Annotated in this window: 22 protein-coding genes; 8 read left to right on the top strand and 14 right to left on the bottom strand. The window is 63.0% G+C overall.

Translation table 11 applies throughout. The features are described 5' to 3' along the window. Positions 1-37: 37 nt before the first annotated feature. Complete coding sequence (locus FJ942_RS25710) at positions 38-487, top strand: response regulator (protein ID WP_140500637.1); 450 nt, start codon at positions 38-40, stop codon at positions 485-487. A gap of 72 nt (positions 488-559) precedes the next feature. Here the strand turns inward: FJ942_RS25710 and FJ942_RS25705 are convergent, their stop codons facing one another. Together FJ942_RS25705 and FJ942_RS25700 are read right to left on the bottom strand one after the other, a co-directional pair. Beyond that, positions 560-1111 carry an RNA polymerase sigma factor gene (locus FJ942_RS25705; RefSeq protein ID WP_140500591.1) on the bottom strand — a complete coding sequence of 184 codons (552 nt, stop codon included), beginning with the start codon at positions 1109-1111 and terminating at the stop codon, positions 560-562. A gap of 3 nt (positions 1112-1114) precedes the next feature. Further along, a complete protein-coding gene (locus FJ942_RS25700; protein WP_181165418.1) occupies positions 1115-1318 on the bottom strand; it encodes a NepR family anti-sigma factor in 204 nt (67 codons plus the stop codon). A gap of 219 nt (positions 1319-1537) precedes the next feature. On the opposite strand from FJ942_RS25700, the gene FJ942_RS25695 reads away from it, so the two are divergent. From FJ942_RS25695 to FJ942_RS25680, 5 genes are all read left to right on the top strand, one after another. Beyond that, positions 1538-2332: a response regulator gene (locus tag FJ942_RS25695; protein ID WP_140500589.1), complete on the top strand. Its 795-nt coding sequence runs from the start codon at positions 1538-1540 to the stop codon at positions 2330-2332. Positions 2333-2515: 183 nt separating this feature from the next. Then, positions 2516-2680, top strand: a complete 165-nt coding sequence (locus FJ942_RS25690) for a DUF1328 domain-containing protein (protein WP_006203859.1) — start codon at positions 2516-2518, stop codon at positions 2678-2680. Between the two features lie 177 nt (positions 2681-2857). Further along, complete coding sequence (locus FJ942_RS25685) at positions 2858-3892, top strand: PAS domain-containing sensor histidine kinase (RefSeq protein WP_140500587.1); 1035 nt, start codon at positions 2858-2860, stop codon at positions 3890-3892. Positions 3893-4021: 129 nt separating this feature from the next. Further along, positions 4022-4195: a hypothetical protein gene (locus tag FJ942_RS28625; protein ID WP_181168633.1), complete on the top strand. Its 174-nt coding sequence runs from the start codon at positions 4022-4024 to the stop codon at positions 4193-4195. A 182-nt stretch (positions 4196-4377) separates the two neighbouring features. Further along, the gene (locus tag FJ942_RS25680; protein ID WP_140500585.1) at positions 4378-4623 is read left to right on the top strand and encodes a YMGG-like glycine zipper-containing protein; all 246 of its coding nucleotides are present in this window, start codon (positions 4378-4380) and stop codon (positions 4621-4623) included. A 203-nt stretch (positions 4624-4826) separates the two neighbouring features. Here FJ942_RS25680 and FJ942_RS25675 read toward each other — a convergent pair whose 3' ends face one another. The 4 genes from FJ942_RS25675 to xylF all read right to left on the bottom strand — a co-directional run bounded on the left by FJ942_RS25675 (position 4827) and on the right by xylF (position 9937). Next, entirely contained in the window at positions 4827-6449 is a 1623-nt protein-coding gene (locus FJ942_RS25675; protein WP_140666450.1) for a CHASE domain-containing protein, read from the bottom strand. 136 nt (positions 6450-6585) lie between these two features. Then, positions 6586-7386 (bottom strand): ATP-binding cassette domain-containing protein, encoded by an 801-nt coding sequence (locus FJ942_RS25670; protein WP_140500582.1) that lies wholly within the window; start codon positions 7384-7386, stop codon positions 6586-6588. A 15-nt stretch (positions 7387-7401) separates the two neighbouring features. Beyond that, positions 7402-8754 (bottom strand): sugar ABC transporter permease, encoded by a 1353-nt coding sequence (locus tag FJ942_RS25665; RefSeq protein WP_140500580.1) that lies wholly within the window; start codon positions 8752-8754, stop codon positions 7402-7404. Between the two features lie 142 nt (positions 8755-8896). Continuing rightward, complete coding sequence (gene xylF / locus FJ942_RS25660; protein WP_140899362.1) at positions 8897-9937, bottom strand: D-xylose ABC transporter substrate-binding protein; 1041 nt, start codon at positions 9935-9937, stop codon at positions 8897-8899. Between the two features lie 259 nt (positions 9938-10196). Here xylF and FJ942_RS25655 point away from each other — a divergent pair, with 259 nt between their 5' ends. Continuing rightward, a complete protein-coding gene (locus FJ942_RS25655) occupies positions 10197-11438 on the top strand; it encodes an ROK family protein (protein ID WP_140500577.1) in 1242 nt (413 codons plus the stop codon). 7 nt (positions 11439-11445) lie between these two features. Here FJ942_RS25655 and phoB read toward each other — a convergent pair whose 3' ends face one another. From phoB to FJ942_RS25610, 8 genes are all read right to left on the bottom strand, one after another. Next, a complete protein-coding gene (gene phoB, locus FJ942_RS25650; protein ID WP_010911896.1) occupies positions 11446-12135 on the bottom strand; it encodes a phosphate regulon transcriptional regulator PhoB in 690 nt (229 codons plus the stop codon). A 19-nt stretch (positions 12136-12154) separates the two neighbouring features. Beyond that, positions 12155-12862, bottom strand: coding sequence for a phosphate signaling complex protein PhoU (gene phoU, locus FJ942_RS25645; RefSeq protein ID WP_140500575.1), 708 nt, complete (start codon positions 12860-12862; stop codon positions 12155-12157). Between the two features lie 25 nt (positions 12863-12887). Continuing rightward, positions 12888-13691, bottom strand: a complete 804-nt coding sequence (gene pstB, locus FJ942_RS25640; protein ID WP_140500574.1) for a phosphate ABC transporter ATP-binding protein PstB — start codon at positions 13689-13691, stop codon at positions 12888-12890. Beyond that, positions 13688-14539 (bottom strand): phosphate ABC transporter permease PstA, encoded by an 852-nt coding sequence (gene pstA / locus FJ942_RS25635; RefSeq protein ID WP_140500572.1) that lies wholly within the window; start codon positions 14537-14539, stop codon positions 13688-13690. Before pstA ends, pstB begins: the two co-directional genes overlap by 4 nt. A gap of 3 nt (positions 14540-14542) precedes the next feature. Continuing rightward, the gene (gene pstC / locus FJ942_RS25630) at positions 14543-15532 is read right to left on the bottom strand and encodes a phosphate ABC transporter permease subunit PstC (RefSeq protein WP_140899360.1); all 990 of its coding nucleotides are present in this window, start codon (positions 15530-15532) and stop codon (positions 14543-14545) included. A 66-nt stretch (positions 15533-15598) separates the two neighbouring features. Beyond that, positions 15599-16657, bottom strand: a complete 1059-nt coding sequence (pstS, locus tag FJ942_RS25625) for a phosphate ABC transporter substrate-binding protein PstS (RefSeq protein WP_140517885.1) — start codon at positions 16655-16657, stop codon at positions 15599-15601. A 517-nt stretch (positions 16658-17174) separates the two neighbouring features. Further along, a complete protein-coding gene (locus FJ942_RS25620; RefSeq protein ID WP_181170040.1) occupies positions 17175-21308 on the bottom strand; it encodes a PAS domain-containing protein in 4134 nt (1377 codons plus the stop codon). 607 nt (positions 21309-21915) lie between these two features. Further along, positions 21916-22839: a DUF2865 domain-containing protein gene (locus FJ942_RS25610; RefSeq protein WP_140525468.1), complete on the bottom strand. Its 924-nt coding sequence runs from the start codon at positions 22837-22839 to the stop codon at positions 21916-21918. Positions 22840-23143: 304 nt separating this feature from the next. Here FJ942_RS25610 and FJ942_RS25605 point away from each other — a divergent pair, with 304 nt between their 5' ends. Beyond that, entirely contained in the window at positions 23144-23347 is a 204-nt protein-coding gene (locus tag FJ942_RS25605) for a hypothetical protein (protein WP_140500562.1), read from the top strand. Positions 23348-23447: the final 100 nt, after the last annotated feature.

The raw sequence follows: 23447 nt of genomic DNA, 5'->3' as shown, positions 1-23447 counted from the left end.
GCTCCTCGAGAGCCGCGGGCTCAGCCGCTGCGGTGGCATGTCTTTTTTAAATGACAGCGCGTCAAATAGCGATCATGACTCGCTGCGTTTCAAGGAGCCATTGCCTGTGTCGCCTTTGCTTGACGGATTGCGCATTCTTGTCCTGGAAGATGAATTTCTCATCGCCATGGATGTCGAGCAGCTTTGCCGTGATCACGGCGCCGACGACGTGGTGCTTGTCCGTGACCTGGCCGAGATCGATGGCCGACAGGTTGCCACCCAATTCGATGCGGCGATCGTCGACCTCATGCTGGGGGGCACTCCGACTTTCGATTTTGCATCGCGCCTGCGTGAAACGGGCGTGCCCTTCGTCTTTGCCTCCGGTTATTCGGATGCGGACGAGATCAAGGTTGCCTTTCCAGGGATAAGGCTGGTCAGCAAACCTTATTCGGGCGAAGATCTTGTGGAAGCGGTGGCCCGGGCCTGCGGACGAGTCCCGCCCGCCTGACGACGTCGCGTCGCGTAAGAGTCAGAGCGGATGCGATGGCGATTCTGTCAGCCGTTTCGATGCGACGCTTTTTTAGTGCGCCGCCGTGCCCGTGACCTGTGCTGAGATCGCATCGGGACCGTACTCGTCTTCGCCGGAGATTTTCAGTATCTCCTGCAGGCGCGTGCGGGCTCGGCTGACGCGGCTCTTGATCGTCCCGACCGCGCAACCGCAAATCTCGGCCGCCTCCTCGTAAGAGAAGCCCGAGGCGCCGATGAGGATGATGGCCTCGCGCTGGTCTTCGGGCAGTTGCTCGAGCGCACCGCGGAAATCCTTGAGGTCGAGCTGGCCGTGCTGGGCGGGATGCACCGCAAGCCTGGCTGTCATGATGCCGTCGCTGTCCTGCACCTCGCGGCCGCGTTTGCGCATCTGCGAATAGAACTCGTTGCGCAGGATGGTGAAGAGCCATGCCTTCAGGTTGGTACCGGGCTGAAAGCTCTCATGCTTGTCCCAGGCCTTGACCAGCGTTTCCTGCACGAGGTCGTCGGCCTTGTCGGCATTCTGCGTCAGTGACACTGCGAAGGCACGCAAGCTCGGTATTGCCCCAAGCAGATCGGTCTTGAAGCCTTGTGAGACCGTTGCCATGCCTCAGTCCTTTTTCTGTGCGGGCTCGGCCCGCTCCAGTTGGCTGAGCAACTGCGCGAAACGATCCGGCACATCGTCGGAGACCAGCTCGTCGTAATACTGCTTGAGTTTGCGTCCGATTTCGGAATTCGGCCCGAGCGGGTCGCCCACGCCGTTCCGGCGCCTGATTGAGGCGCCAGTCAAGACATCTTTCGTCATTTCCTTCATTTCGCCCTTTAATCCAGCCCCATAGCCGCTCAACATAACTCAACACAACACAAGCGGCATCCTCGTCTGGTTGCCCATCCCCAATTCAAACGCCGTTCAGGCGTATTAGTTCCCGGGGCCGGAACTTTTTGCGAAAGCCCGCGTTTGTGTCGTTGGGGCTTGCAATGGGGCTTGACCTGCATTTTTAGTCAATCACGTCATCTGAGGGAGACGTCCGTCATGAGTTTATCCGCCACCATCGCTCCGCACCTGCCGTTCCTGCGCCGCTTCTCGCGTGCCGTATCGGGATCGCAGGAGAGCGGCGACGCGCTGGTTGCCGCGATGCTCGAGGCCATCATCGCCGATGTCGACATTTTTCCCGAGGCATCCAGCGACCGAATCGCGCTGTACAAGGTCTTCGCCAAACTGTTCACGTCCGTCGCCATCCGCGTTCCACAAGAACAGGCGCAATCGGCATGGGAACAGCGCGCCGCGGCCAATCTCAATGCGATCGCGCCGCTTCCCCGCCAGGCCTTCCTTCTGGTGGCCGTCGAGGGTTTCAGCGAGGATGAGGCGGCCGAAATTCTTGGCGTCGGCGAACAGGAATTCTCAGAACTGCTTGCCCAGGCGAGCAACGAGATTTCCCGCCAGGTGGCGACCGACGTGCTGATCATCGAGGATGAACCGCTCATCGCCATGGATATAGAGGAGATGGTCGAGAGCCTGGGCCATCGGGTCGTCGGCACCGCCCGCACCCATGCCGAAGCGGTGACGATGTTCGGCAAGACGCGGCCGAAGATGGTGCTCGCGGACATCCAACTCGCCGACGGCAGCTCGGGCATCGAGGCGGTGAACGAGATTCTGTCGTCGACTTCCGTGCCGGTGATCTTCATCACCGCCTTTCCCGAGCGTCTCCTGACCGGCGAGCGGCCCGAACCGGCTTTCCTGGTGACGAAGCCGTTCAACCCGGACATGGTCAAGGCGTTGATCAGCCAGGCTCTGTTCTTCGACCGGCAGGCGAAAGCAGCCGCATAGCCATGCGCAACTGAAGTCGCAAACGCGCGCAAAAGCAGGGCGCGACCAGCCGGAAGGTTCCGCTGGCCGCGCCTTGCTTTTCCGCGCCACGATGGTGCGCGGGGGGATCGTCTTTTTCGGCAAAAAGTGGAACAAACCGCATCCACCCACGTTTTTCTCACATAGTTGGAAGGAGATGGAACCATGCTTTACTGGGCGCTCGTATTTCTCGTCGTGGCAATCATCGCCGGCGCGCTTGGTTTCGGCGGCATTGCCGGTACATCTGCCGGGATAGCGCAGATATTGTTCTTCATCTTTCTCGCTTTCCTCATCATTTCGCTTCTCGCCGGCCTGTTCAGACGGGCCTGAGAGTTATCAGGCGAACACTGGAAGCCGCACCCCTCAAACGGTTTCCAGCCACCGCCGGGTGGTGTCCCACAAGGACGCCGCCCGGCGGACCGCTTTTGGGCGTCTGGTTCCCGTAAAACCTGCCTTGGAACCCATTGGACGGTGAGCCGTTCAGCCTGAGTTGGGTGAACAGGTCGGATGCGTTCCAGGGCTCGAGATACCAAGAAGAACGAGCGGGGGGACGAGGTCATCGCCCTGCATCCCGCCGAAAGCGGCATGCAACTTGGCCGGGCGCTTCTCCACGCACTGCACAATGCCGGCATTTCCGTCCTCTACCAGGACCGCGACATGAAAACGGTCTGGGCGCGGAACATGCGTGCGCCCTGGGCCGCCGACAGCAGCGAGGGCGACGGCATCCTGCCGCCGGCACAGGCCGACCGCATTGGCGCTGCCAAGCGCAACGTCGTCGCAAGCGGCGATCCGCAGCGCCTCGAGATCGGCGTCCCGATGGAGGACGGCATGCGCTGGTTTCAGGTCTGGATCGACGCCGACCATGGCGAGGCCGGCGACGTGCAAGGTGTCGTCACCACCATGGTCGAGACGACCGAGCAGCGACGCCGCGAACAGACGCTGACGACGCTGTTGCGCGAAGTCACGCACCGCTCGAAGAATTTGCTGGCAATCATCCAGAGCATCGCCACCCAGACGGGACGCTATTCCGACAGCATCGGTGATTTCCTGACCCGCTTTCGCGGCCGGCTCCAGTCGCTGGCCTCCTCCCAGGATTTGGTAACCTCCTCCAACTGGCGCGGTGCTGCCCTTCGCGAACTCGTCGCCGGTCAGGTCGGCCGCTACGGGACGGACGCGTCGCACAGCCTTCGCTTCCGCGGCGCAAATCCTTACCTCAACCCCAACGCCGCGCTGCATATCGGCCTTGCGATGCATGAACTGGCCGTCAACTCGGTCAGCTATGGCGCCCTGTCGCGGCCGGAGGGCTTCGTCGAAGTGACCGCCGTCCTCGACACCGCCGCCGATGGCGGCATTGCCCTGTCGCTGACCTGGGCCGAAACCATAGGAACCGACAGCAACCAAGAGGGCAAAAAGCGCTTCGGCAGCGTCGCACTGGAACGCGTAGTGCCCTCTTCCCTGAACGGAACGGCGCGCCTCGAGATCGCGGATGGTCGCCTCGAATACCATCTCGTTGTTCCGCACGGCAATTTCGAGACGGAGTAGGCGACCGCCATTTTTTAACCGGCTGTTCACCATAGAAGCAGATGCTGTTTTTGCCAGATACCGATGGAACTGCCGAGCCGACGAGCATGCTTTCGAGGGCTTTGCCGCAGCATAGTGGGGAGGAGCGCCGTGACGGTCGCCGATATCAACAGACTCGAGCAGGCCGCTCGCATTTCGATGGGCGAATTCCAGGATCCCGAGACATCCACGGCATCGCCGGTTGCTCATGGCATCCTGCTGCCCATCGTCGCTCCGGCGTTGGCCGCGGCAATTGTCCTGATCGCCCTGTCCCAGCTGGCCTGATCCCGCCCCCACGTTCGCGCGCGCACATCGCTCGGGTTTTTCGGCGGCCGAGGCATCGGAAAGCTGCGCCCAGAAAAAGACTCTCTTCACCAACAATAAATTGGAGCAGCAAAGGTCGTTTTTTCATGCTAAGTGACGGCTGGAGCTTATTAAAGTGAGGACACGAAGTGAGGAGTGACCCTATGCGGAAAATTCTTATTGCCATGGCTGCCGTGGTCGCCGTCAGCGGCTGTACCTCGACCGAGCAGGATGTCGTCGGCGGCGGCTTGATCGGCGCCGGCGTGGGTGGCTTGGTCGGCGGCGGCAAGGGCGCGCTGATCGGCGCGGCCGTCGGTGCCGGCTCCGGCCTGCTGGTCCGCAACCTGCGCAATGGATACTGCCAGTATCGCGATCATCGGGGTCGCATCTACACGGCTCGCTGCAACTAAGGTAATTCCGGCGGGAAAAGCGCGGAGCGGTTTTCCCGCCGGAATTGCGAGCAAGGAGCGGATCGGCGATCTATCAGACGCTGAACCGCTCCGAGCAACTTGAATCGCGCGCTGTCGGGCTCATTCGCGAACCCGGCAGCGGTGCGGCAATTTATTGGCCGCCGCGTGAAGCCTGGAGCGATTCCGCCAAGGCCCGATGGCATTCACGCCGGCAGCGGAATCCTGATTTCCACATTCAATCCGTCATCGCGATAATCGCGGTGGATCGTGCCACGCAGCTCACGCGTGACATTGAGGTCGATCAATTTGGTGCCGAAGCCGGTCGTGGCCGGGGCGTCGACCTTCTTCTGCCCGGTTTCCTGCCAGCTCAGAGCCAAGACCCGGTCACGCCCGCGCCCTTCGACCGACCATTCGATCCTGAGGGCGCCGACCGTATTGCCGGCCTCGCCATATTTCAGCGCATTCGTTGCCAGTTCGTGGAAGGTGAGGCCCAGTGCCTGCGTCGTGGTTTCGTCAAGCAGCACCTCCGGCCCGGACAAAAGCTCTTCCGGCAGCTCCTTTCCGAACACTTGGCCAAGCTCGATGCGCAGGAGATCGCCGAGATCCGCCTTCTGCCAGCGCGAGCGCGTCAGCATGTCCTGGGACGCGGCCATTGCCTGTAGCCGGGCCGAGAAAGATGCCGAGAACTCATTGACGTCGCTGGCACGTGACGCGGTCTGGCGCGCGATCGCCAGCACTCGCGTGATCGAATTCTTGATGCGATGCTTCATCTCCTGCAGCATCAAATCCTTTTCGAGCAGGCTCTTTTCCGTCGTCTCATGCAGCAGCGATGCTGCCTCGTAGGCTCGCTCCTGATAGCGCGCGACAAGCGCGATGGCGCCGGCCAGCAGCAACCCGAACAGGCCGAGCATGACTGGGATGGCCCGCGACGATGGCTGCGAGAAGGCGCTTGTCGGCCTGAACTGCACGGTCCACGGACGGCCCGCCACGCTGATCTTGCGGGTGACCAACAGCCTGTCGCCAAAGCCCGACACGGGCGGCGTCTCCGACCGGAACAGCAAATGATCCGGATCGACGCCGCCATCGTAGATTTCGGTGTTGACCGGCAGCAGCGGCGCGCGGCTGAGCGCGATCTGGAACAACTCCCTGGCCCGGAAGGCCGCGTAGAGAAAGCCTACCGTCGAGGATCGCGATGCGTTTATGGCATCAGGTGCGGTCTCGACGTTGAGCCGCACGAAGACGAGAAAGCCGGTGAAGGTCTGTGCTGCACCCGTGTCCTGGCCGAGTTGCACCAGCCCGCTCGCGTGCTGCTGGTCATCTGCCATTGCCTTCTCGATTGCCGCGCGCCGCACGGGCTCGGTGAACATGTCATAGCCGATGCTGGCCTTATTGGACGGGTCGAGCGGCTCGAACAGCACAACGGGCGTCCGCCATGGCTGGGTGGTGTCCGGATAGATCGCACGCCTGGTGCCCTGGTCATGCAGCATGTCGCGCTCGACCGTCGCCTCGTCGCCTGCTTTCACCAGCCGGAGAAAGCCGATGCCGCGCAGGCCGGCGAAATTGGTATCGACATTGAGGGCATTGAAGAACGCTTTGAACTCGCTCTGCGAGATGTCGCCATTGCGGGCGTCGAACAAGGCTTGCGACGAGCGCAGCAGCGACAGCTGCAGGTCGATCCGGCTCTCGATACGGTTGAGCGCATCGTCCGCGGTCGCGTCGAACTTGATGCGAGCCGCCTCTTGCGTCGCGAAATAGGCGAACCCCGCCATTGTCATGCTGATCAGCGCAACGGCAACGAAAGCGACGATTGGAAAAAGCTTCTTCAACGGATAATGCGGCCTATCAGCATGTGAGCCCTTTATGGGCAAGTCGCCCGGTCAACACAATGGCAAGGCCAAGCCATCCCGCCGGCTGGCATATCACCTGATCGGCAGATCGGTAACGGGCTCAGGCCAGCAGGCTTCAGGCAGCGATCTTCAACGCGCCTGGTCCGGGAATGGCGCCAGGCGGACATTTGCCCAGGATGATCATGCCCAGCACCTCGTCCTGGGTCACATCGGTGGTGCGGGCAGTGCCGACGACCTGGCCGTTTTTCATGACGCACACCCGGTCGGCCAGTTCGAATACGTCGTGAATGTCATGGCTGATCAGGAAGATGCCGATGCCGTCGGACTTGAGCTGCCTGACCAGTTCCCCGACCTGGGCCGTTTCCTGCGGTCCAAGTGCTGCCGTCGGCTCGTCCATGATCAGGATGCGGGCGTTGAACAGGATCGCGCGTGCGATCGCCACCGACTGCCGCTGTCCGCCCGACAGCTTGATCACCGGCTCCTTGAAGCGCTGGAAGCGGGGATTGAGCCTGCCCATCACCTTGCGCGCCTCGGCCTCCATGGCGACATCATCGAGCGTGCCCCAGGCGGTCCTCAGCTCGCGGCCGAGGAACAGGTTGGCGGCGGCGTCGACATTGTCGGCGAGCGCCAGGGTCTGGTAGATCGTCTCGATGCCGTATTTCTTGGCATCGCGCGGGTTGGAGATCGAAGCCTCTTCGCCGTTGACGAAGATTTGGCCCGCGTCACGCTTGTAGGCGCCCGACAGGATCTTGATCAGTGTCGACTTGCCGGCGCCGTTATGGCCGAGCAGGGCCACGACCTCGCCGGGGAAAAGATCGATCGAGGCATCGTCGACGGCGCGAATGCCGCCGAACGCGATTGAGATGTTGCGCATGTCGACCAGCGGGTTGCCGGCGGGAGCGATCCTGTCAGCCATGATTGTCCTCCTCCCTCAAACGCGTTTGCGATAGACGGTGTCGAGCCACACCGCGATGACCAGCACGGCGCCGACGACGATGCTCTGCAGCGGCGAGTCGACGCCAAGCAGCACCATGCCGGATTGCAGCGACTGCATCAAAAGCGCGCCCAGCATGGCGCCGATGATTGTTCCCGAACCGCCGGCGAGCGATGTGCCGCCGATGACGGCCGCCGCGATCACCAGCAATTCATCGAGCGTTCCGAGCACGTTGGTGGCCGAGTTCTGCCGGGCTGACGAGATCGCGGCGGCGATCGTGGCCAGCACGCCCATGATCATGAACACTTTCATCGTGATCCAGCGTGTATTGATGCCGGCGAGGTTGGCTGCTTCCGGATTGCCGCCAATGGCAAAGACATAGCGACCAAAACGGGTGCGTTTGGTGATGAAGGTCATGACCAGCCCGACGGCGATGGCCATCAGCACCGGTATGGCGATGCCGTGGGCGATGAACAGGCCGCCCTCGGGCACGGTTATGTTGTTGGCGGCTGCATATCTGTTCACGATGCCGACTGGCCACGGATAGGAATTGGCCAGCCAAACCGCGCCCATGATGACGGCGCAGGTCAGCACGCCGATCAGCGTCTCGGCCCAGATCGGACGCAGCGGGAAACGGAAGCGCTTGCGCTGTACCCGCCCGTTGAACAGCGCAAGCACCACCGCAAGGCAGGCGGCGATACCGACCACCCAGCTCCAGGTCGCGCCGATCGATCCGGCCGGGCCGCCGCCCATCAGCTGGAACGTCGCGTTGAGCGGCGCCACCGTCTGGCCGCTGGTAACCCACCATGCCGCACCGCGCCAGACCAGAAGCCCGCCCAGCGTCACGATAAAGGCCGGCACTTCGAGATAGGCGATGACAAAGCCCTGGAAGGCGCCGATCAACAGACCGAGCACCAGGCCGATGACCAGCGCCAGCACCCAGATCCATGGGTTGCCAAGCTCAAGCCCGACGAAGCGCACTAGGAAATGCACCTGGGCGAAGCCCATGACCATGCCGATCAACCCTTCGGCGGAACCGACGGACAGATCGATATTGCGCATGACGATGACCAGCACCATGCCGCAGGCCATGATGGCGACGGCCGAGGTCTGCACCGACAGGTTCCACAGATTGCGCGGCGTGAGAAAGGTACGGCTGTCGAAATCGAGCGGATTGACGCCGAGACGCAGGCTGGACAAGACATGCAACCCGATCCAGATCAGCAGCAGCGCGCCGATCATGCCGAGCATGCGCGTGTCGATCTCGGTCGCCTTAAGGAACCGGGCGACGGCGCCGAGTTCCGACGCACGCGCGGTGTCGGCCTGCGGGTTGGACGTCGTATCGGTCATGATTTTCTCCCACCGGCCTGCCCGTCCGATGCGGGATGCCGGAAGCCAGCCTAGAAGTTACCCGCCCGGGGCGGAAAAACAAATTTTCTTGAAAAAACGCCGCGGCTTGGCAGCCGCGGCGTTCATCGCATGAAATGGAAGATCAGTTGCAGGCCGCTACGCTGCCCGCCGCGACGCCGGCACAGACCTCGTCTTTCTTGATCCAGCCGGCGTCGATGACGATGTTGAGATTGTCCTTGGTGATCGCAACCGGGGTCAGGAACAGCGATTTGACGGTGTTCCCACCGGGCGTTGTGAAGTCCTTGACGCCGGCGATATCGGTCATCTTCTTGCCGTCGGCCAGCTGCGAGGCGATCTCGGCGGCATTCTTGCCGAGTTCACGCGCGTCCTTCCACACCGACACGGTCTGCGTGCCGAGCGCGATGCGGTTCAGCGCCGCGTGGTCGCCGTCCTGGCCCGAGACCGGAACGGTACCGGCCAGGCCTTGAGCCGTCAGCGCCGCGACGACGCCGCCGGCAGTGCCGTCATTGGCCGCGACGACCGCGTCGACCTTATTGTCGTTGGCGGTCAGGAACTGCTCCATGTTCTTCTGCGCGTTGGCCGGCAGCCAGCCATCCGTATAGGCTTCGCCGACATTCTTGATCTTGCCGCTGTCGATGGCGTCCTTGAGCACTTCCATGGAGCCCGAGAACAGGAAATCGGCATTCGGATCGGCACCCGAGCCCTTGATGAAGACGTAGTTGCCTTCCGGCTTCACCTTGAACACTTCGCGGGCCTGCATGCGGCCGACTTCCTTGTTGTCGAAGGTCAGATAGAAGACGTCCTTGTTCTCGATCAGGCGGTCATAGCCGACGACCGGAATGCCTTCGTCGAGCGCCTTCTGCACCGCCGGGCCGATGGCGGAGGCGTCCTGCGCCAGGATGATCAGCGAATTGGCGCCCTGGGAGATCAGGCTCTCGACGTCGGTGAGCTGCTTGCCGGGATTGGACTGGGCGTCGGCGGAAATATACTTGTCGCCGGCGGCTTCGATCGCCTTCTTCATGGCGGCCTCGTCGGTCTTCCAGCGCTCTTCCTGGAAGTTCGACCAGGAAACGCCGATGACCTTGTCCTTCGCCTGCGCGACCGACGCGAGCGTCAGCGACATGGCGACACCCGCCAGGATGGCGGCTGTGAATCTCTTCATCTTAATCCTCCCTGCGCCGCGTATGGCGCGACCAAACAGGCCCGTAGGCCGGCACAAAGGCTCTATTTTTTCGAGCCTCGAAAAAACACTGGTCCATCGTCGGAACGCTGTCAACGTCGATTCTGATGTATTTTGATGTCCTCGTGAATTTTTTTCGAGCTCCGGAATAAATAATGACAGCCAAGGCCGGTTCTGCCAGTATTTGACGGTCGTCGGGATCCTGGGGAGAGAACGCGGCGACGGGGAGGATGCGAGAAACATGTCGGTCGGAATCCGCCACGACGATTTGCGCCGACGCAACCGGGCGATGGTGATCGCGGCCGTGCGCCGTGCCGGGCAGCCCTCGCGCACCGAGATTGCCGCGACCACCGGGCTCAGCCATTCCACCATATCGGCGATCTCCTCCGACCTGATTGGCGAAGGCATCCTGGCGCAGAGCAAGCCGAGCGAGGCCGGTGCGCTGAAACGCGGCCGGCCGCAGGTCGGCCTCAGCCTCAACCCTGAAGCCGCGGCGGTGATGACCGTGGTGCTGTCGCTGAATTTTCTCTCCGTTGCCGTCATCGACTATGCCGGCCAGGTGATATCTGAAGAGCAGCGCCGGCTGGACACGCTCACCCTGTCGCGCGAGGCGCTGATCGGCGAATGCGTGGCCATCGTCAGGCGGCGGTTCGAGGATCCCGACCTCGACGTCGGCAGCATCGCCCGTATCGCGCTGGCGATCCAGGGCATCACCGACACGGATGCGCGCACCATGCTGTGGTCGCCGATCACGCCGCAGACCGACATCGCCTTCGCCGACATACTGGAGGCCGAGTTCGGCATTCCCGCCACCATGGAGAACGATTGCAACATGATGGCGGTGGCGCTGCGCTGGCGCGATCCCCAGCGCTACCGCGACGACTTCATCGCCATCCTTTTGTCGCACGGCATCGGCATGGGCTTGGTGCTGAAGGGTGAACTGTTCACCGGCACCCATTCATCCGGAGGCGAGTTCGGCCACATGATCCATCGCCCCGGCGGGGCGCTCTGCCGCTGCGGGCGGCGCGGCTGCGTCGAGGCCTATGCCGGCAACTATGCCATCTGGCGCAACGCGAGGCAGCTTGGCGAGGACACCGAGCCCGTCGACGTCAGCGACGCCGACATGCGCACCCTGGCGGCCTCGGCGCGCGAAAAGGACGGGCCGGAGCGCGAAGCCTACCGCAAGGCCGGCGAGGCGCTGGGTTACGGCCTTGGCAGCCTGTTCGCGCTGATCGATCCGGCGCCGGTCGCCATGGTCGGCGTCAGCGCCGCCGCCTTCGACCTGATCGAGCCGGCTCTGCGCGAGGCCATTGCCCAGACCGCCGGCGGCCAGCACTCGAAATCGATTTCCTTCGACACCGAGCCGAACGAACTGCCACTGATCCGCGAGGGCTGCGCCATGCGCGCGCTGACCTTCGTCGACCAGGAGATTTTCGCGCCGGGGGCACAGGCGAAATCAGGCGTGGGCGAGAACGTTGCGTGACATATCCCTAGTCTTCGCGAATCGCATACCCCGCGCCCCGAATGGTGCGGATCACGTCAGGCATGCGGCCATTGTTGACCGCCTTGCGCAGCCGGCCGACATGCACGTCCACGGTGCGCTCGTCGATATAGATCGTTTCGCCCCAGACATTGTCGAGCAGTTGGCTGCGCGAGAACACGCGGCCGGGATGTCGCATCATGAATTCGAGCAGGCGGAACTCGGTCGGCCCGAGCCGGATCTCGCTTTTCTTGCGGTAGACCCGGTGCGATTCACGGTCGAGCACGATGTCGCCGACCTTGAGCACGCTGGACAGAACTTCGGGCTTGGCGCGGCGCAGCAGCGCCTTGACGCGTGCCATGAATTCCGGCGTTGAGAACGGCTTGACCAGATAGTCGTCGGCGCCGGTGGAGAGACCGCGCACCCGGTCGCTTTCCTCGCCGCGCGCCGTCAGCATGATGATCGGCAGCCGCTCGGTCTCGGGCCGCATGCGGAGACGGCGGCAGAGCTCGATGCCGGACACCGCCGGCACCATCCAGTCGAGCACAAGAAGGTCAGGGACATTCTCCTGCAAGCGGATCTCGGCTTCGTCGCCGCGCGTCACCACCTCTACCTGATAACCCTCCGATTCCAGATTGTAACGGAGCAGCACACCCAGCGGCTCCTCGTCCTCCACCACCATGATGCGTGGCGCGATCATCGACTGGTCACCCCTGCCGTCAAGCCGCTGGCGCCGACATCGCCGTCTCGTCCTGCTTCGGGCGATTGGCGGGCAATTGCGTGCCGGTCAGCACATAATAGGCATTTTCGGCAATGTTGGTCACGTGATCGCCGATGCGCTCGAGATTCTTGGCGCAGAACAAAAGATGCGTGCAGGCGGTGATGTTGCGCGGATCCTCCATCATGTAGGTCAGCAGCTCGCGGAAGACCGACGTGTATTTGACGTCGATGCGTTCATCGTCGGCGCGCAGCTTGGCAAGTGCCGCGGCATCGCGCGCCGCATACTCCTCGATCACGCCTTGGACCTGGATCAGCACAAGCTGCGCCATGGCGTCGATGGAGTGCGACAGGTCGCGCGGCGTGGCGGCAAGGCCGACGGTGCCGACGCGCTTGGCGATGTTCTTGGCGAGATCGCCGATGCGTTCGAGATCGCCCGCCATGCGGATCGAGCCGACGACATGGCGCAGATCGTCCGCCATGGGCTGCCGCTTGGCGATCAGGGTGATGGCGCGGTCGTCGAGTTCGCGCTGGCGCGCATCCATGATCGCGTCGTCGGAGACGACGCGCTGGGCGAGCGCGTTGTCGGAATTCAGGAGCGCCTTGGTCGCGCCGCCGACCATCGATGAGGCGAGATCGCCCATGTCGCGGATCAGCCTGCTGATCTGTCCGAGATCTTCGTCAAAGGCTGCGACTGTGTGTTCGGCCATGATCTTGGTCCTCGTATGCCTGGGATCAGCCGAAGCGGCCGGTGATATAGTCCTGCGTGCGCTTCTCGCGGGGCGACGTGAAGATCTTCTCGGTGCGGTCGAACTCGACCAGCTCGCCCAGATACATGAAGGCGGTCTGCTTCGACACGCGCGCCGCCTGCTGCATGTTGTGGGTGACGATGACGATCGTATAATCGGCCTGCAACTCGTCGATCAGCTCCTCGATCTTGGCGGTCGACAGCGGATCGAGCGCCGAGGCAGGCTCGTCGAGCAGGATGACCTCCGGCTTCACCGCCACCGTGCGGGCGATGCAGAGGCGCTGCTGCTGGCCGCCCGAAAGGCTGAGGCCGCTGGCGTTGAGCTTGTCCTTGACCTCGCTCCACAGTGCCGCGCGCTTCAGCGCCTGCTCGACACGGCCGTCCATCTCCGCCTTGCTGAGCTTCTCATAGAGCCTGACGCCGAAGGCGATGTTCTCGTAGATCGACATCGGGAACGGCGTCGGCTTCTGGAACACCATGCCGATCTTGGTCCTGAGCAGGTTGAGATCCTGCGAACGGTCGAGGATATTCTGGCCGTCGAGCAGCACCTGGCCCTCGGCGCTCTGCCTCGGGTAAAGCTCGTAGATGCGGTTGAAGACGCGCAGCAGCGTCGACTTCCCGCAGCCCGAAGGCCCGATGAAGGCGGTGACGCTGCGCTCGGGCAGCGACAGGCTGATATCCTTCAGCGCCTTCGACTGGCCATAGTAGAAATTGAGGCCCTTGACCTCGATCTTGGCTTTCTCGACCGCGACTTCGGGCGTATTCAACTCAGTGGACAACATCGGTTTCATCTGTCCTCTCTGCGTCCGGTAAGGCTGCGGGCGAAGATGCTCAGCCCGAGAACCGTAAGGGTGATTATGAGTGCGCCGGTCCACGCCAGCTGCTGCCATTCCTCGTAGGGGCTGAGAGCGAACTGGAAGATGGTGACGGGCAGGCTGGCCATCGGCGCATTGAGATTACTCGACCAGAACTGGTTGTTGAGCGCCGTGAAGAGCAGCGGCGCCGTCTCGCCGGAAATGCGGGCGATGGCCAGCAATATGCCTGTGACGATGCCCGACAGCGCCGCACGGTAGGCGACCGAGCGGATGACCACCCAGCGCGGCGCGCCGATCGCGGCGCCGGCCTCGCGCAAGGCGTTCGGCACCAGGTTGAGCATGTCCTCGGTGGTGCGAACGACGACCGGGATGACCAGGATGGCCAGTGCGACGGCACCGGCGATCGCCGAGAAATGTCCCATCGGCCGCACCAGCAGCTCGTAGACGAACAGGCCGACGATGATCGAGGGTGCCGACAGCAGGATGTCGTTGATGAAGCGCACGACGGTGGTGAGGCGCGAGAAGCGGCCATATTCGGCCATGTAGGTCCCAGCGAGGACACCGATCGGCGTGCCGACGATGACGGCGATGACTGTCATCATGATACTGCCGTAGATGGCATTGAGCAGGCCGCCGGCATCGCCGGGCGGCGGTGTCATTTCGGTGAACACAGAGAGCGAAACACCCGACAGGCCCTTATAGAGCAGTGCGCCGAGGATGAGCGCCAGCCAGGCCAGGCCGATGCCCGCCGCCGTGACGCATAGCGTCATCATCACGGCATTCCTGCGCTTGCGTCGATTGTGAAGCGATGTGGCCGTCGACATCGGTCAGGCTCCCGTGCGGCTGTCCATGCGCAGCAGCATGTAGCGCGCAAGGGCAAGGATCAGGAAAGTGATGACGAACAGGATCAGGCCGAGCGCCACCAGCGAAGACGTATAGAGATCGCCGTCGGCTTCGGTGAATTCGTTGGCGATGGTCGCCGAGATCGTCGTGCCGGGCGCGAACAGCGAGGCGCTGATGCGGTGGGCGTTGCCGATGACGAAGGTTACCGCCATGGTTTCGCCGAGCGCGCGGCCGAGGCCGAGCATGACGCCGCCCATGATGCCGACGCGGGTATAGGGGATGACGACGCGGCGCGTGACCTCCCAGGTCGTGCAGCCGATGCCGTAGGCCGATTCCTTCAGCACCGCCGGCACCGTGTCGAAGACATCCTTGGTGATCGAGGTGATGAAGGGCAGGACCATGATGGCAAGGATCATCGCCGAGGTCAGAAGGCCGATGCCGTAGGGCGGGCCGGCAAACAGGCTGGAGAGTCCCGGCACGTCGTGGAAAAGCTTGATGATGAAGGGCTGCACCGTCGTCTGCAGGAACGGCGCGAACACGAACAGGCCCCAGATGCCGTAGATGATGGAGGGTATGCCGGCAAGCAGCTCGACGGCGATGCCGATGGGGCGTCGGAGTGGCCGCGGGCAGAGTTCGGTAAGGAAGATGGCGATGCCGATGCCGATGGGAACGGCGATCAGGATAGCGATGGCGGCGGTGACGATGGTTCCGTAGATCGGGGCCAGCGCCCCGAAATTCTCGGTAACCGGGTTCCACGATTCGGTCGTCAGGAAGGAGAACCCGAATTTCGACAGCGCTTCCCACGAGCCGGCAAACAGCGAAATCGCCACGCCGCCGAGGATGAGCAGGACGAGGATGGCGGAAAAGCGTGTCGCCGCCCGGAAAATCGTATCGGTGAGCGCGAAGCGCCGGACCGTCGCTTCCCTGGCCCGCATGGCGGCCGACGATGGCATGGCTTCGGAGACGGCGGTCATCTGGCCCTCGCGTTTCAAAGGAAGACAGGGAGGGCGCCGTGAAGCGCCCTCCTCGTTCAGCAGGGATTACATGGCGGAATAGAGCGGCTTGCCGTCTTCGCCGACGATGTCCTTGGCCCACATGTCCTCGACGCTCTTGACGACCGCGTCGGGGATCGGAACGTAGTCCAGCGCGCCGGCCATGTCGTCGCCCTTGGCGTAGGACCAGGCGAAGAACTTGAGCGCTTCACCGGTCGCCGCCACGTCGCCGGGCTTCTTGTAGACCAGGATCCAGGTCGCCGACGTCATCGGCCAGGATTCGGCGCCCGGCTGGTTGGCCAGGATGACGCCGTAACCCGGCTGCGAGCTCCAGTCGGCATTGGCCGCCGCCGCCGAGAACGCCGCCGCCGTCGGCTCGACCTTCTTGCCGTCCTTGTTGATCATGTCGGCATAGGTCAGCTTGTTCTGCTTGGCGTAGGCGTATTCGACATAGCCGATCGAGCCACCGGTCTGCGAGACGTTGTTGGCGACGCCTTCATTGCCCTTGGCGCCGATGCCAACCGGCCATTCGAGCGCGGTGTTGACGCCGACCTTCGACTTCCAGTCGGCGCTGACGTCGGCCAGGTAGTAGCTGAAGTTGAACGTGGTGCCCGAACCGTCGGAGCGATGCACGACGGCGATCGCCTGGTCGGGAAGCTTGACGTCGGGATTGAGCTTGGCGATCGCCGCGTCATTCCAGTTGGTGATCTTGCCGACGAAGATATCGGCCAGCGTCGGGCCGTCGAGCACCAGTTCGCCCGGCTTGATGCCTTCGAGATTGACGACCGGAACGATGCCGCCCATCACCATCGGGAACTGTGCAAGTCCGGTGGATTCGAGATCCTCGCCCTTCAGCGGCGCATCGGAAGCGCCGAAGGTGACGGTCTTGGCTTTGATCTGCTTGATACCGCCGCCCGAGCCGATCGACTGGTAGTTGAGACCGATGCCGGTCTCCTTCTTGTAGGCATCGGCCCACTTCGCATAGATCGGGTAAGGGAAGGTGGCGCCGGCACCGGAGATGTCAGCTGCCATTGCCGCGGAAAGGGTGAGGGTGGACGCCGCAGCCATTGCGATCGCAACGGCCGCCGAGCGGATGAAATGTCTCATATGGCCTGCTCCTGTTCGGAAGATGGTCTCTCGGCGCCATTCCTTGCCAGCGCCCGCTGAGGCCAATAGCGTTCGATTATAACAGTCGCATGACAGTTTCGTCTCAGCCCGGTAACGCGTCGCCGGCGCCTGGAAAGGCGATGGCGATTAGCGGCTGCGGCATGGCGCCGGTTTGCCTTCGGGAATCAGGGACTTGCGCTATCCGGCCACCCAAACAGCCATCGGATTCGGCATGGATCGCTGATCGAAGAAAAGCCGGACGGGAGCGCGTTGCTCGAGGCCAGAGGATGTCTTGGCCGGGCCATCGCCAAAAACAGGTCCGTTGGGGTAGATTGACGCTGCTTCATACTGGCGGTCGCTGCTCCCGCCCGTAACTAGAAGAGAGCGGAAATTCGATGCCGTCATTGTCCCGGCTGGACGCAGGCTTTGATATGGTGCGATCGCACCATAGTCTTGCTCGAAGGGCTGCAGCCGGCCCCGGGTGATTCTCGCCGCAATCCGGCCGAAGGCGCAAAGTCTATCCCGCGTTGCGCCGGGCCTGGCGACCGGCGCCGACCCAGCGCTCGACCTTTTCGAGCAGGGCCCTGGGGCTGATCGGCTTGGGCAGATAGTCATCCATGCCGGCGTCCAGGCAGCGTTCGCGATCGCCCTTGAGCGCATGCGCGGTGACCCCGACGATCGGCACATGCGTGCCGGTTTCCTCTTCCAGCCGGCGGATGGCGGCGGTTGCCTCGAGCCCGTTCATCTCTGGCATCGAGACGTCCATCAGGATCATGCACGGATTGAGCCTGCCGAAAGCGTCCAGCGCCTTGCGGCCATTGCCGACGATCTCGAAACCGTAGCCGGTCTCGCCGAGGATCTGGGTGAAGACCATCTGGTTGACCTCATTGTCCTCGGCCACGAGGATGTCCAGCCGCTGCTCGCCGCCAGTCGCGGCAAGCCGAGGCCTGACCGGCGGCGGCTGCAGCAACGCGCGTTGCCCTGCCGCCGGTGGCGGTGACTGTGGATTGTTCCCTCCGCCTCCCTCGACAGCAAGCGGCCGGGCGACATCCGTGGCGTGGCGATGCCGCTGGATGGTGGCGACCAGCGTTTCCAGGAGCACCGAGGAGCGTGCGGGTTTGATCAGTTGGGCATCAATGCCGAGATCGCGGTAACTGGTGTTGGCCAGCGACTGGTCGACGGAGGTCAGCATGATGATCGGCGTGTCGGCAAGCCCGGCGGTGTTGCGCACGACACCTGCCATCTCGGCGCCGCTCATCTCGGGCATCTGGTAGTCGAGCACGATGCAATCGACCGGCACGCCGTAGGCGGCGGCCGCGATCAGCACTTTCAGTCCCTCGGCGCCGCTCTCGGCCGCGCAGGAATCGAAGGTCCATGACGTCATCTGCTCGGTCAGGATGGCGCGGTTAACCGCATTGTCGTCGACGATCAGCACCCGCGCGCCGGTCACATCCACCGGCATGATGCGCTGCGCGGCCTGTTGTCCGGCCCTGGGCAGCGTGACCGCGAACCAGAAGGTCGACCCCTTGCCTTCGGCGCTTTCCACGCCGATGTCGCCGCCCATCAGTTCGACCAGCCGCGAGGTGATCGCGAGCCCGAGCCCGGTGCCCTCATGCCGCCGCGTCGAGGACGTGTCGACCTGGCTGAATTTCTCGAACACCTGTTTCAGCTTTTCCTCGGGGATGCCGATCCCGGTGTCGGTGACCGAGATCGTCAGCCTGGTTCCGTCCGGCACACTTTCGCCGGTGACGTCGACGAGCACATGTCCTTCTTCGGTGAACTTCACCGCATTGCCGAGCAGGTTGGTGACGATCTGCCGGATGCGGCCGACATCGCCGATGAACAGGCTTTCGAGCCCAGGCTCGATGCGCACGATGAGCTCGAGGTCCTTTTCCTTGGCGCGTGTCGACACCAGCGTCGCCACGTCCTCGATCGCCTCGGCGAGGTTGAAGGGGGCGGGATCGAGCACCAGCTGGCCGGCATCGATCTTGGAGAAATCCAGAATATCGTTGATGATGGTGAGCAGCGCATTGCCCGATTTGACGATGATATCGGTGAACGTCTTCTGCTTCGGATCGAGATCGGATTTGGCCAGGAGTTCGGCCATGCCCAGCACGCCGTTCATCGGAGTGCGGATCTCATGGCTCATATTGGCGAGGAATTCCGACTTGGCGCGGTCGGCAAGTATGGCGCGCTGGCGCGCCTCGCGCAGTTCCGCCTCGCGCAGCTTCAATTCGGTGATGTCGGTGGTCGACCCGATCAGGTAGAGCGACCCGTCGGACGCGATCATCGCGCCCTTGCGGGCGAACTGGTGGCGCACGCTGCCGTCCGGGAGCATCACCGTCTCCTCGACCTCCTGGGTTTCGCCGCTGCGCAGCACCGCGAGGTCGCCATTGACGAAGGCTTCGCCGTCCGGCCCGAAAATTTCGATGTCGGTCTTGCCGATCGCGTCCTGCTTGCTGAAGCCGGTGAGATCGCACCAGCCCTCGTTGACGTAGAATTGCCTGAGATCGGAGCGCTTGGCGTAGATCGACACCGGCACGTTGTCGATCAGGCTGCGGAACACCTCGTTCTCGCGCATGCTTTCTTCCAGCGCCCGCTCGCGCGCCTTGACCTCGGTGATGTCGGTGCTGGAGCCGACCAGATGCACCGATCCGTCCAGCGCCACCAGCCGGCTCTTGCGCGTCATCAACTGCCGCACCGTGCCGTCGCGATGGGTGACGGGCTCCTCGACCTCCCTGACGCTGCCCGTGAGGGCAACCTCGGTATCGTCCAGGCTGTAGTTTTCTCCATCCCCGTCGCCGAACAGCTGCCGATCGGTGCGGCCGATAACGTCTTCCTTGGCGAGCCCGGTGATCGCGCACCAGGCCTTGTTGACGAACTCGATGCTGAGGTCCTGCGCCTTGATGAAGGCGGCCACGGGCAGTTCGTCCAGCACGTGCCGGAACAGGTCGATCTGCCGCATCGAATCGTGCAGCGCCTTTTCGCGGCTCTTGATCTCGGAGATATCGACACGCACGCCGATGAACGTGCCGTCGTCGGTGCGCATGTCGTAGACCTGGTACCAGCGACCGTCGGGATTGAGACGTTCGAAGGATGAGTATGGCAGGTGGTAGCGGGCGAGGATGCTGTTCAGCCAGGGATCGAGATCGCCATCATAGAGCGCATCGACCTGCGGATCGCCGCTCGAGCGGAAATAGCCGGCCGAATGACCGAGTGCCAGCGCGTCGCGGAAGGTGCGGCCGGGCTGCCACGCCGGCTTCAGCGCCGGCAGCGTGTCCTGCATCTTGCGGTTGGCGAAAACGAAATTGTCGTCGCGGTCGTAGATGATCACGGCGGCCGGCAGCGATTCCAGCACGCTGGCCAGGTGTTTGCGGGCGTCCTGCGCCTCGGTCTCACGGCCCTTCATGTCCGAGACGTCGAAGAGGAAGCCGGCCACGTAGTTGCGGCCGCTTGCCATTCTAACGCGGTTCTTCCTGACGACGCGCGAGCGGTTGACGCCGTCGATCTGGAAACTTTCCTCCACCTCGTAAGGCCGCCCGGTCGCCAGCACCGCGCGCTCGCTTTCCTCGAACAGCGCGACCTCGGCGGGCGCGAGAAAATTGCCGCCGGGCTTGCCAAGCATGGTTTGCGGCGTCTGGCCGAACAGGCCCGCAAACGCCTCGTTGACGAAGACGAAGCGCAGATCGTCATCCTTGACGAAGATCGGATCCTTGACGCCGTTGATCACCGCTTCCGCCAGTCGCGCCTTTTCCAGCGCGTCGGCCAGCTCGGCCTCGCGATCCTTCATGTCGGTGACATCGACATAGGAGATGAGCCGCTTGCCGCCGGCCAGCGGGGCCAGCGATGCGACCAGGGTACGCCCGTCATTGTGCGGCAATTGTCTTGAGCCGGCGACGCCGGCCCTGATCTCGGCCTCGCGCTCGGCGGTATGGCGCTGCCAGGCAACATCGTCGGCGCCGTAGGAATCGGCGGCGCGGCTGGCCTCCATCAACTCGCGGAAGCCCGAGCCGATCCCGGCGCGCTGGGGATCGATTTTCCACAAATTGTAGAAGGCCTGGTTGATCACTTCGGCGCGCAGGTCGGCGTCGAGGACCATGATCCCGATCGGCATCGAATCGACCATCGTGCGAAGGTCGGGAAGGCCTCCCGAAGACGCCTCTCCTTGCTGCTTCTGCTCCAGTTCTTCGAAGGCGACGGCCAATCCCGTGACATTGCGTCCAATGCCACGATAGCCGGCGAATTTCCCCTCGTCATCGAAGCGTGGAAAGCCTGAGGTCAGCACCCAGCGGCAATCGGCGCGACCTCCCTTCAGTTCGTAGACAAAGTCACGGAACGGCCGATGCGCCTGCAGATCCTCCAGATGCATTGCCGCGCTGCGGTTGCCGTTCAGGACCTGCTTCAGGAAATCGAAACGGAAGCGGCCGAGCACGGCGGCCGGGTCGATGCCCGTGACCGCCTGGTAGTTGTGCGAAAGCCAGGAAAAGCGCAGCTCGGCATCGGTCTCCCAGATCCAGTCCGAGCCCGTCTCGACCAGCTGGCGTAGCATGGCCAAATCCATGCCTGCGGTGAACGAGGCCGCGTCGTTCACTGTCATTTCGCCCGACCCGCGCTCGCCGCGCACGCCGGCTGTCTCGTTCGCTTCAGCCATGCCGTCCCCACCCCGAATCCAAGGCCGAACCCTCCCTTCGCGGTTCGTCGGCGGAATGTGCCCGAGAAGCATTAACGATCCGCTAACCTTAACAAGCCGTTGCGCACCGGACGGGCCCTGGCCTGCGCCATTGCGCCCGGTTGTCGGCCGGATCGAAGCCGCGCTATAAGCCAATATTGGGGTGTTGCTGATGTTTGGACGGATTGTGCCTTGCTTGCTGAGCGCGGCGCTGCTTTTCGGCAGCGGCTGTTCGCGCAGCTATGACGGCACCGTCGTCATTCCGCGCCCGCTCGATGCCCGGCGTTTCTGGGACCGGCCGCCGCCCAATGTGGAATACGGGCCGTCCGGAATGGAAAACGGCGCTTTTCCGGCGCCGCCACAACCGCCAACCCGGTTTTCCGAGCGCAGGCCCGCGCCGCGCGCCGCACCGAGACGTCATCTTTCAAGAGTTTCGAGGCCACCTCCGCCGTCCTCCGATGAGGAAAAGCCCCTGGCATGCAGGAATGTCAGCGAACCCGGAAAGAGGGTTCGCATGGTCTGCGACTGATGGGTGCCACCCAAAACTGACATTGGCTGGGAAACCGGCGCCTACCCCCGGGGCGGATAATCATTCGGCTGGGAAGAAGGCCGGGCCGACTATTCTCACCGGCCGCTTGCCGGCCTCTATCGACTGATGCTGGGCCGCCCCGGAGGCTTCGGCGTCCGCCGCGGGAATTGCCGCGACGCTGCCGAGGTCCGGCTTGGCCGACGGCAAGGGGATGATGGCATTGGTCATGTTTGTGGGCGTTACCGTTCGGGCCCTCAATTCGGCGACCCTGCTGTAGTAGCGTTTTAGGTCACATGCCTTGAAATTGACGTCGTCGCGGTAGCGGAATGCGGTCGGCAGATCGGTGTAGGGCTTGCGCGTGTCGAGAGAGACCATCTTTTCGGTTTCGAGGCTGACGTCGCTGAGCGTATAGAGGTCGACGCCCGGCTCGTCGCAGATGTAGCGGCATTGATCGGCCATATCCTTCACATCGTCGCTGCCGGCGAACTGCGACTTGGGTGCTGGGAAGAAATATCCATCCGAAAGGCGCACGCAGAACAGCATCGCGTTGCCGGCGCCCGTTGCCCTCGCCGCTGGCGCCGCCGCAGACACCGATTGGGTCTTCGCCGCCGCGCGCTTTGCCGCTGGCGCGCAGCCAAGCGCGACAAAGCGTGCCCGCAGCCCCGACATGTCCCGGCCTGAATTAGAGGCCGCAGCGATCTGGCGCTGCACCTCGCTCCTGTTCCTGGCAAGATCGGCGCATGCGTTGAAGAAACCACCGAGGGAATTTTTCGCCGTACACTTGCGCTGCCTCTCGATGCCTTGGATCGCGGCAAGCTGGCGGTGCAACTGGGCAAGCTCGGGGCTCGTGCCGCCGCCACGGCCGGCCGAAGACAACTGATTTCTTATTGCACTGCAACTGTCGGCATAAGAACTGGACATGCCGAGCGCGAGCACGGTCAGGGTGACGAACGCGATCATCATGGGGGACCAGAAACGGATCATCGGAAGGACGCGGTCCTTGTTGCTGAGAACCTGGAATGACAACTCTTTCGACTTCGGTAAGCTTTCGCTAAATGAGTTTTATCTAATCTTTCTAGTCTCCATGCATTGAGAGACTTGTCTTTAGTTTAATAGAAGAACCTCTGTGAATTCAATATTGCATTTTTATTTCAAGGTTGAGACGAACTGCAAAACAATGCAGCCGGACCGACGGCTGGCAGGCCTGCCGAATCACTCCGGCGTTACCGGAAACGGGCCCTGAAACCTTTGCCCGGCCTTTCGCGTTGAAGCGCGAAGGAGAACGCAGATGTCGATCCAGGTCACGGTATCGGAACTGACAAGAAATCTTTTTCATTCCCTGGGACTTGATCCGAGGCCCCTGAGCGCCGAGCAAAACCTGCTGCTGGAATGCTATCTGGCCGGGCAAATCCCGGAATCGGCTTGGAACGACTACGTCTTCGAGACACCCGACCTGGCGCGGCACGCCGAGGCGCGGCGTACCAGCCACTGACCGGTGAAGGCGGTGCTGGGCGAGATGGTTTGGTGGTAGTCGCTACCTGAGCGGCTGGCTGGCAGACGTTTTCCGTCAGGATTGCGTAAAAAATTGAAGC

It is taken from the genome of Mesorhizobium sp. B2-4-2, assembly GCF_006442845.1.
In the GTDB taxonomy this organism is placed as follows: Bacteria; Pseudomonadota; Alphaproteobacteria; order Rhizobiales; family Rhizobiaceae; genus Mesorhizobium.
Note: the sequence above shows the minus strand (reverse complement) of the source record. Positions and strands in the feature narration are given on the sequence as shown.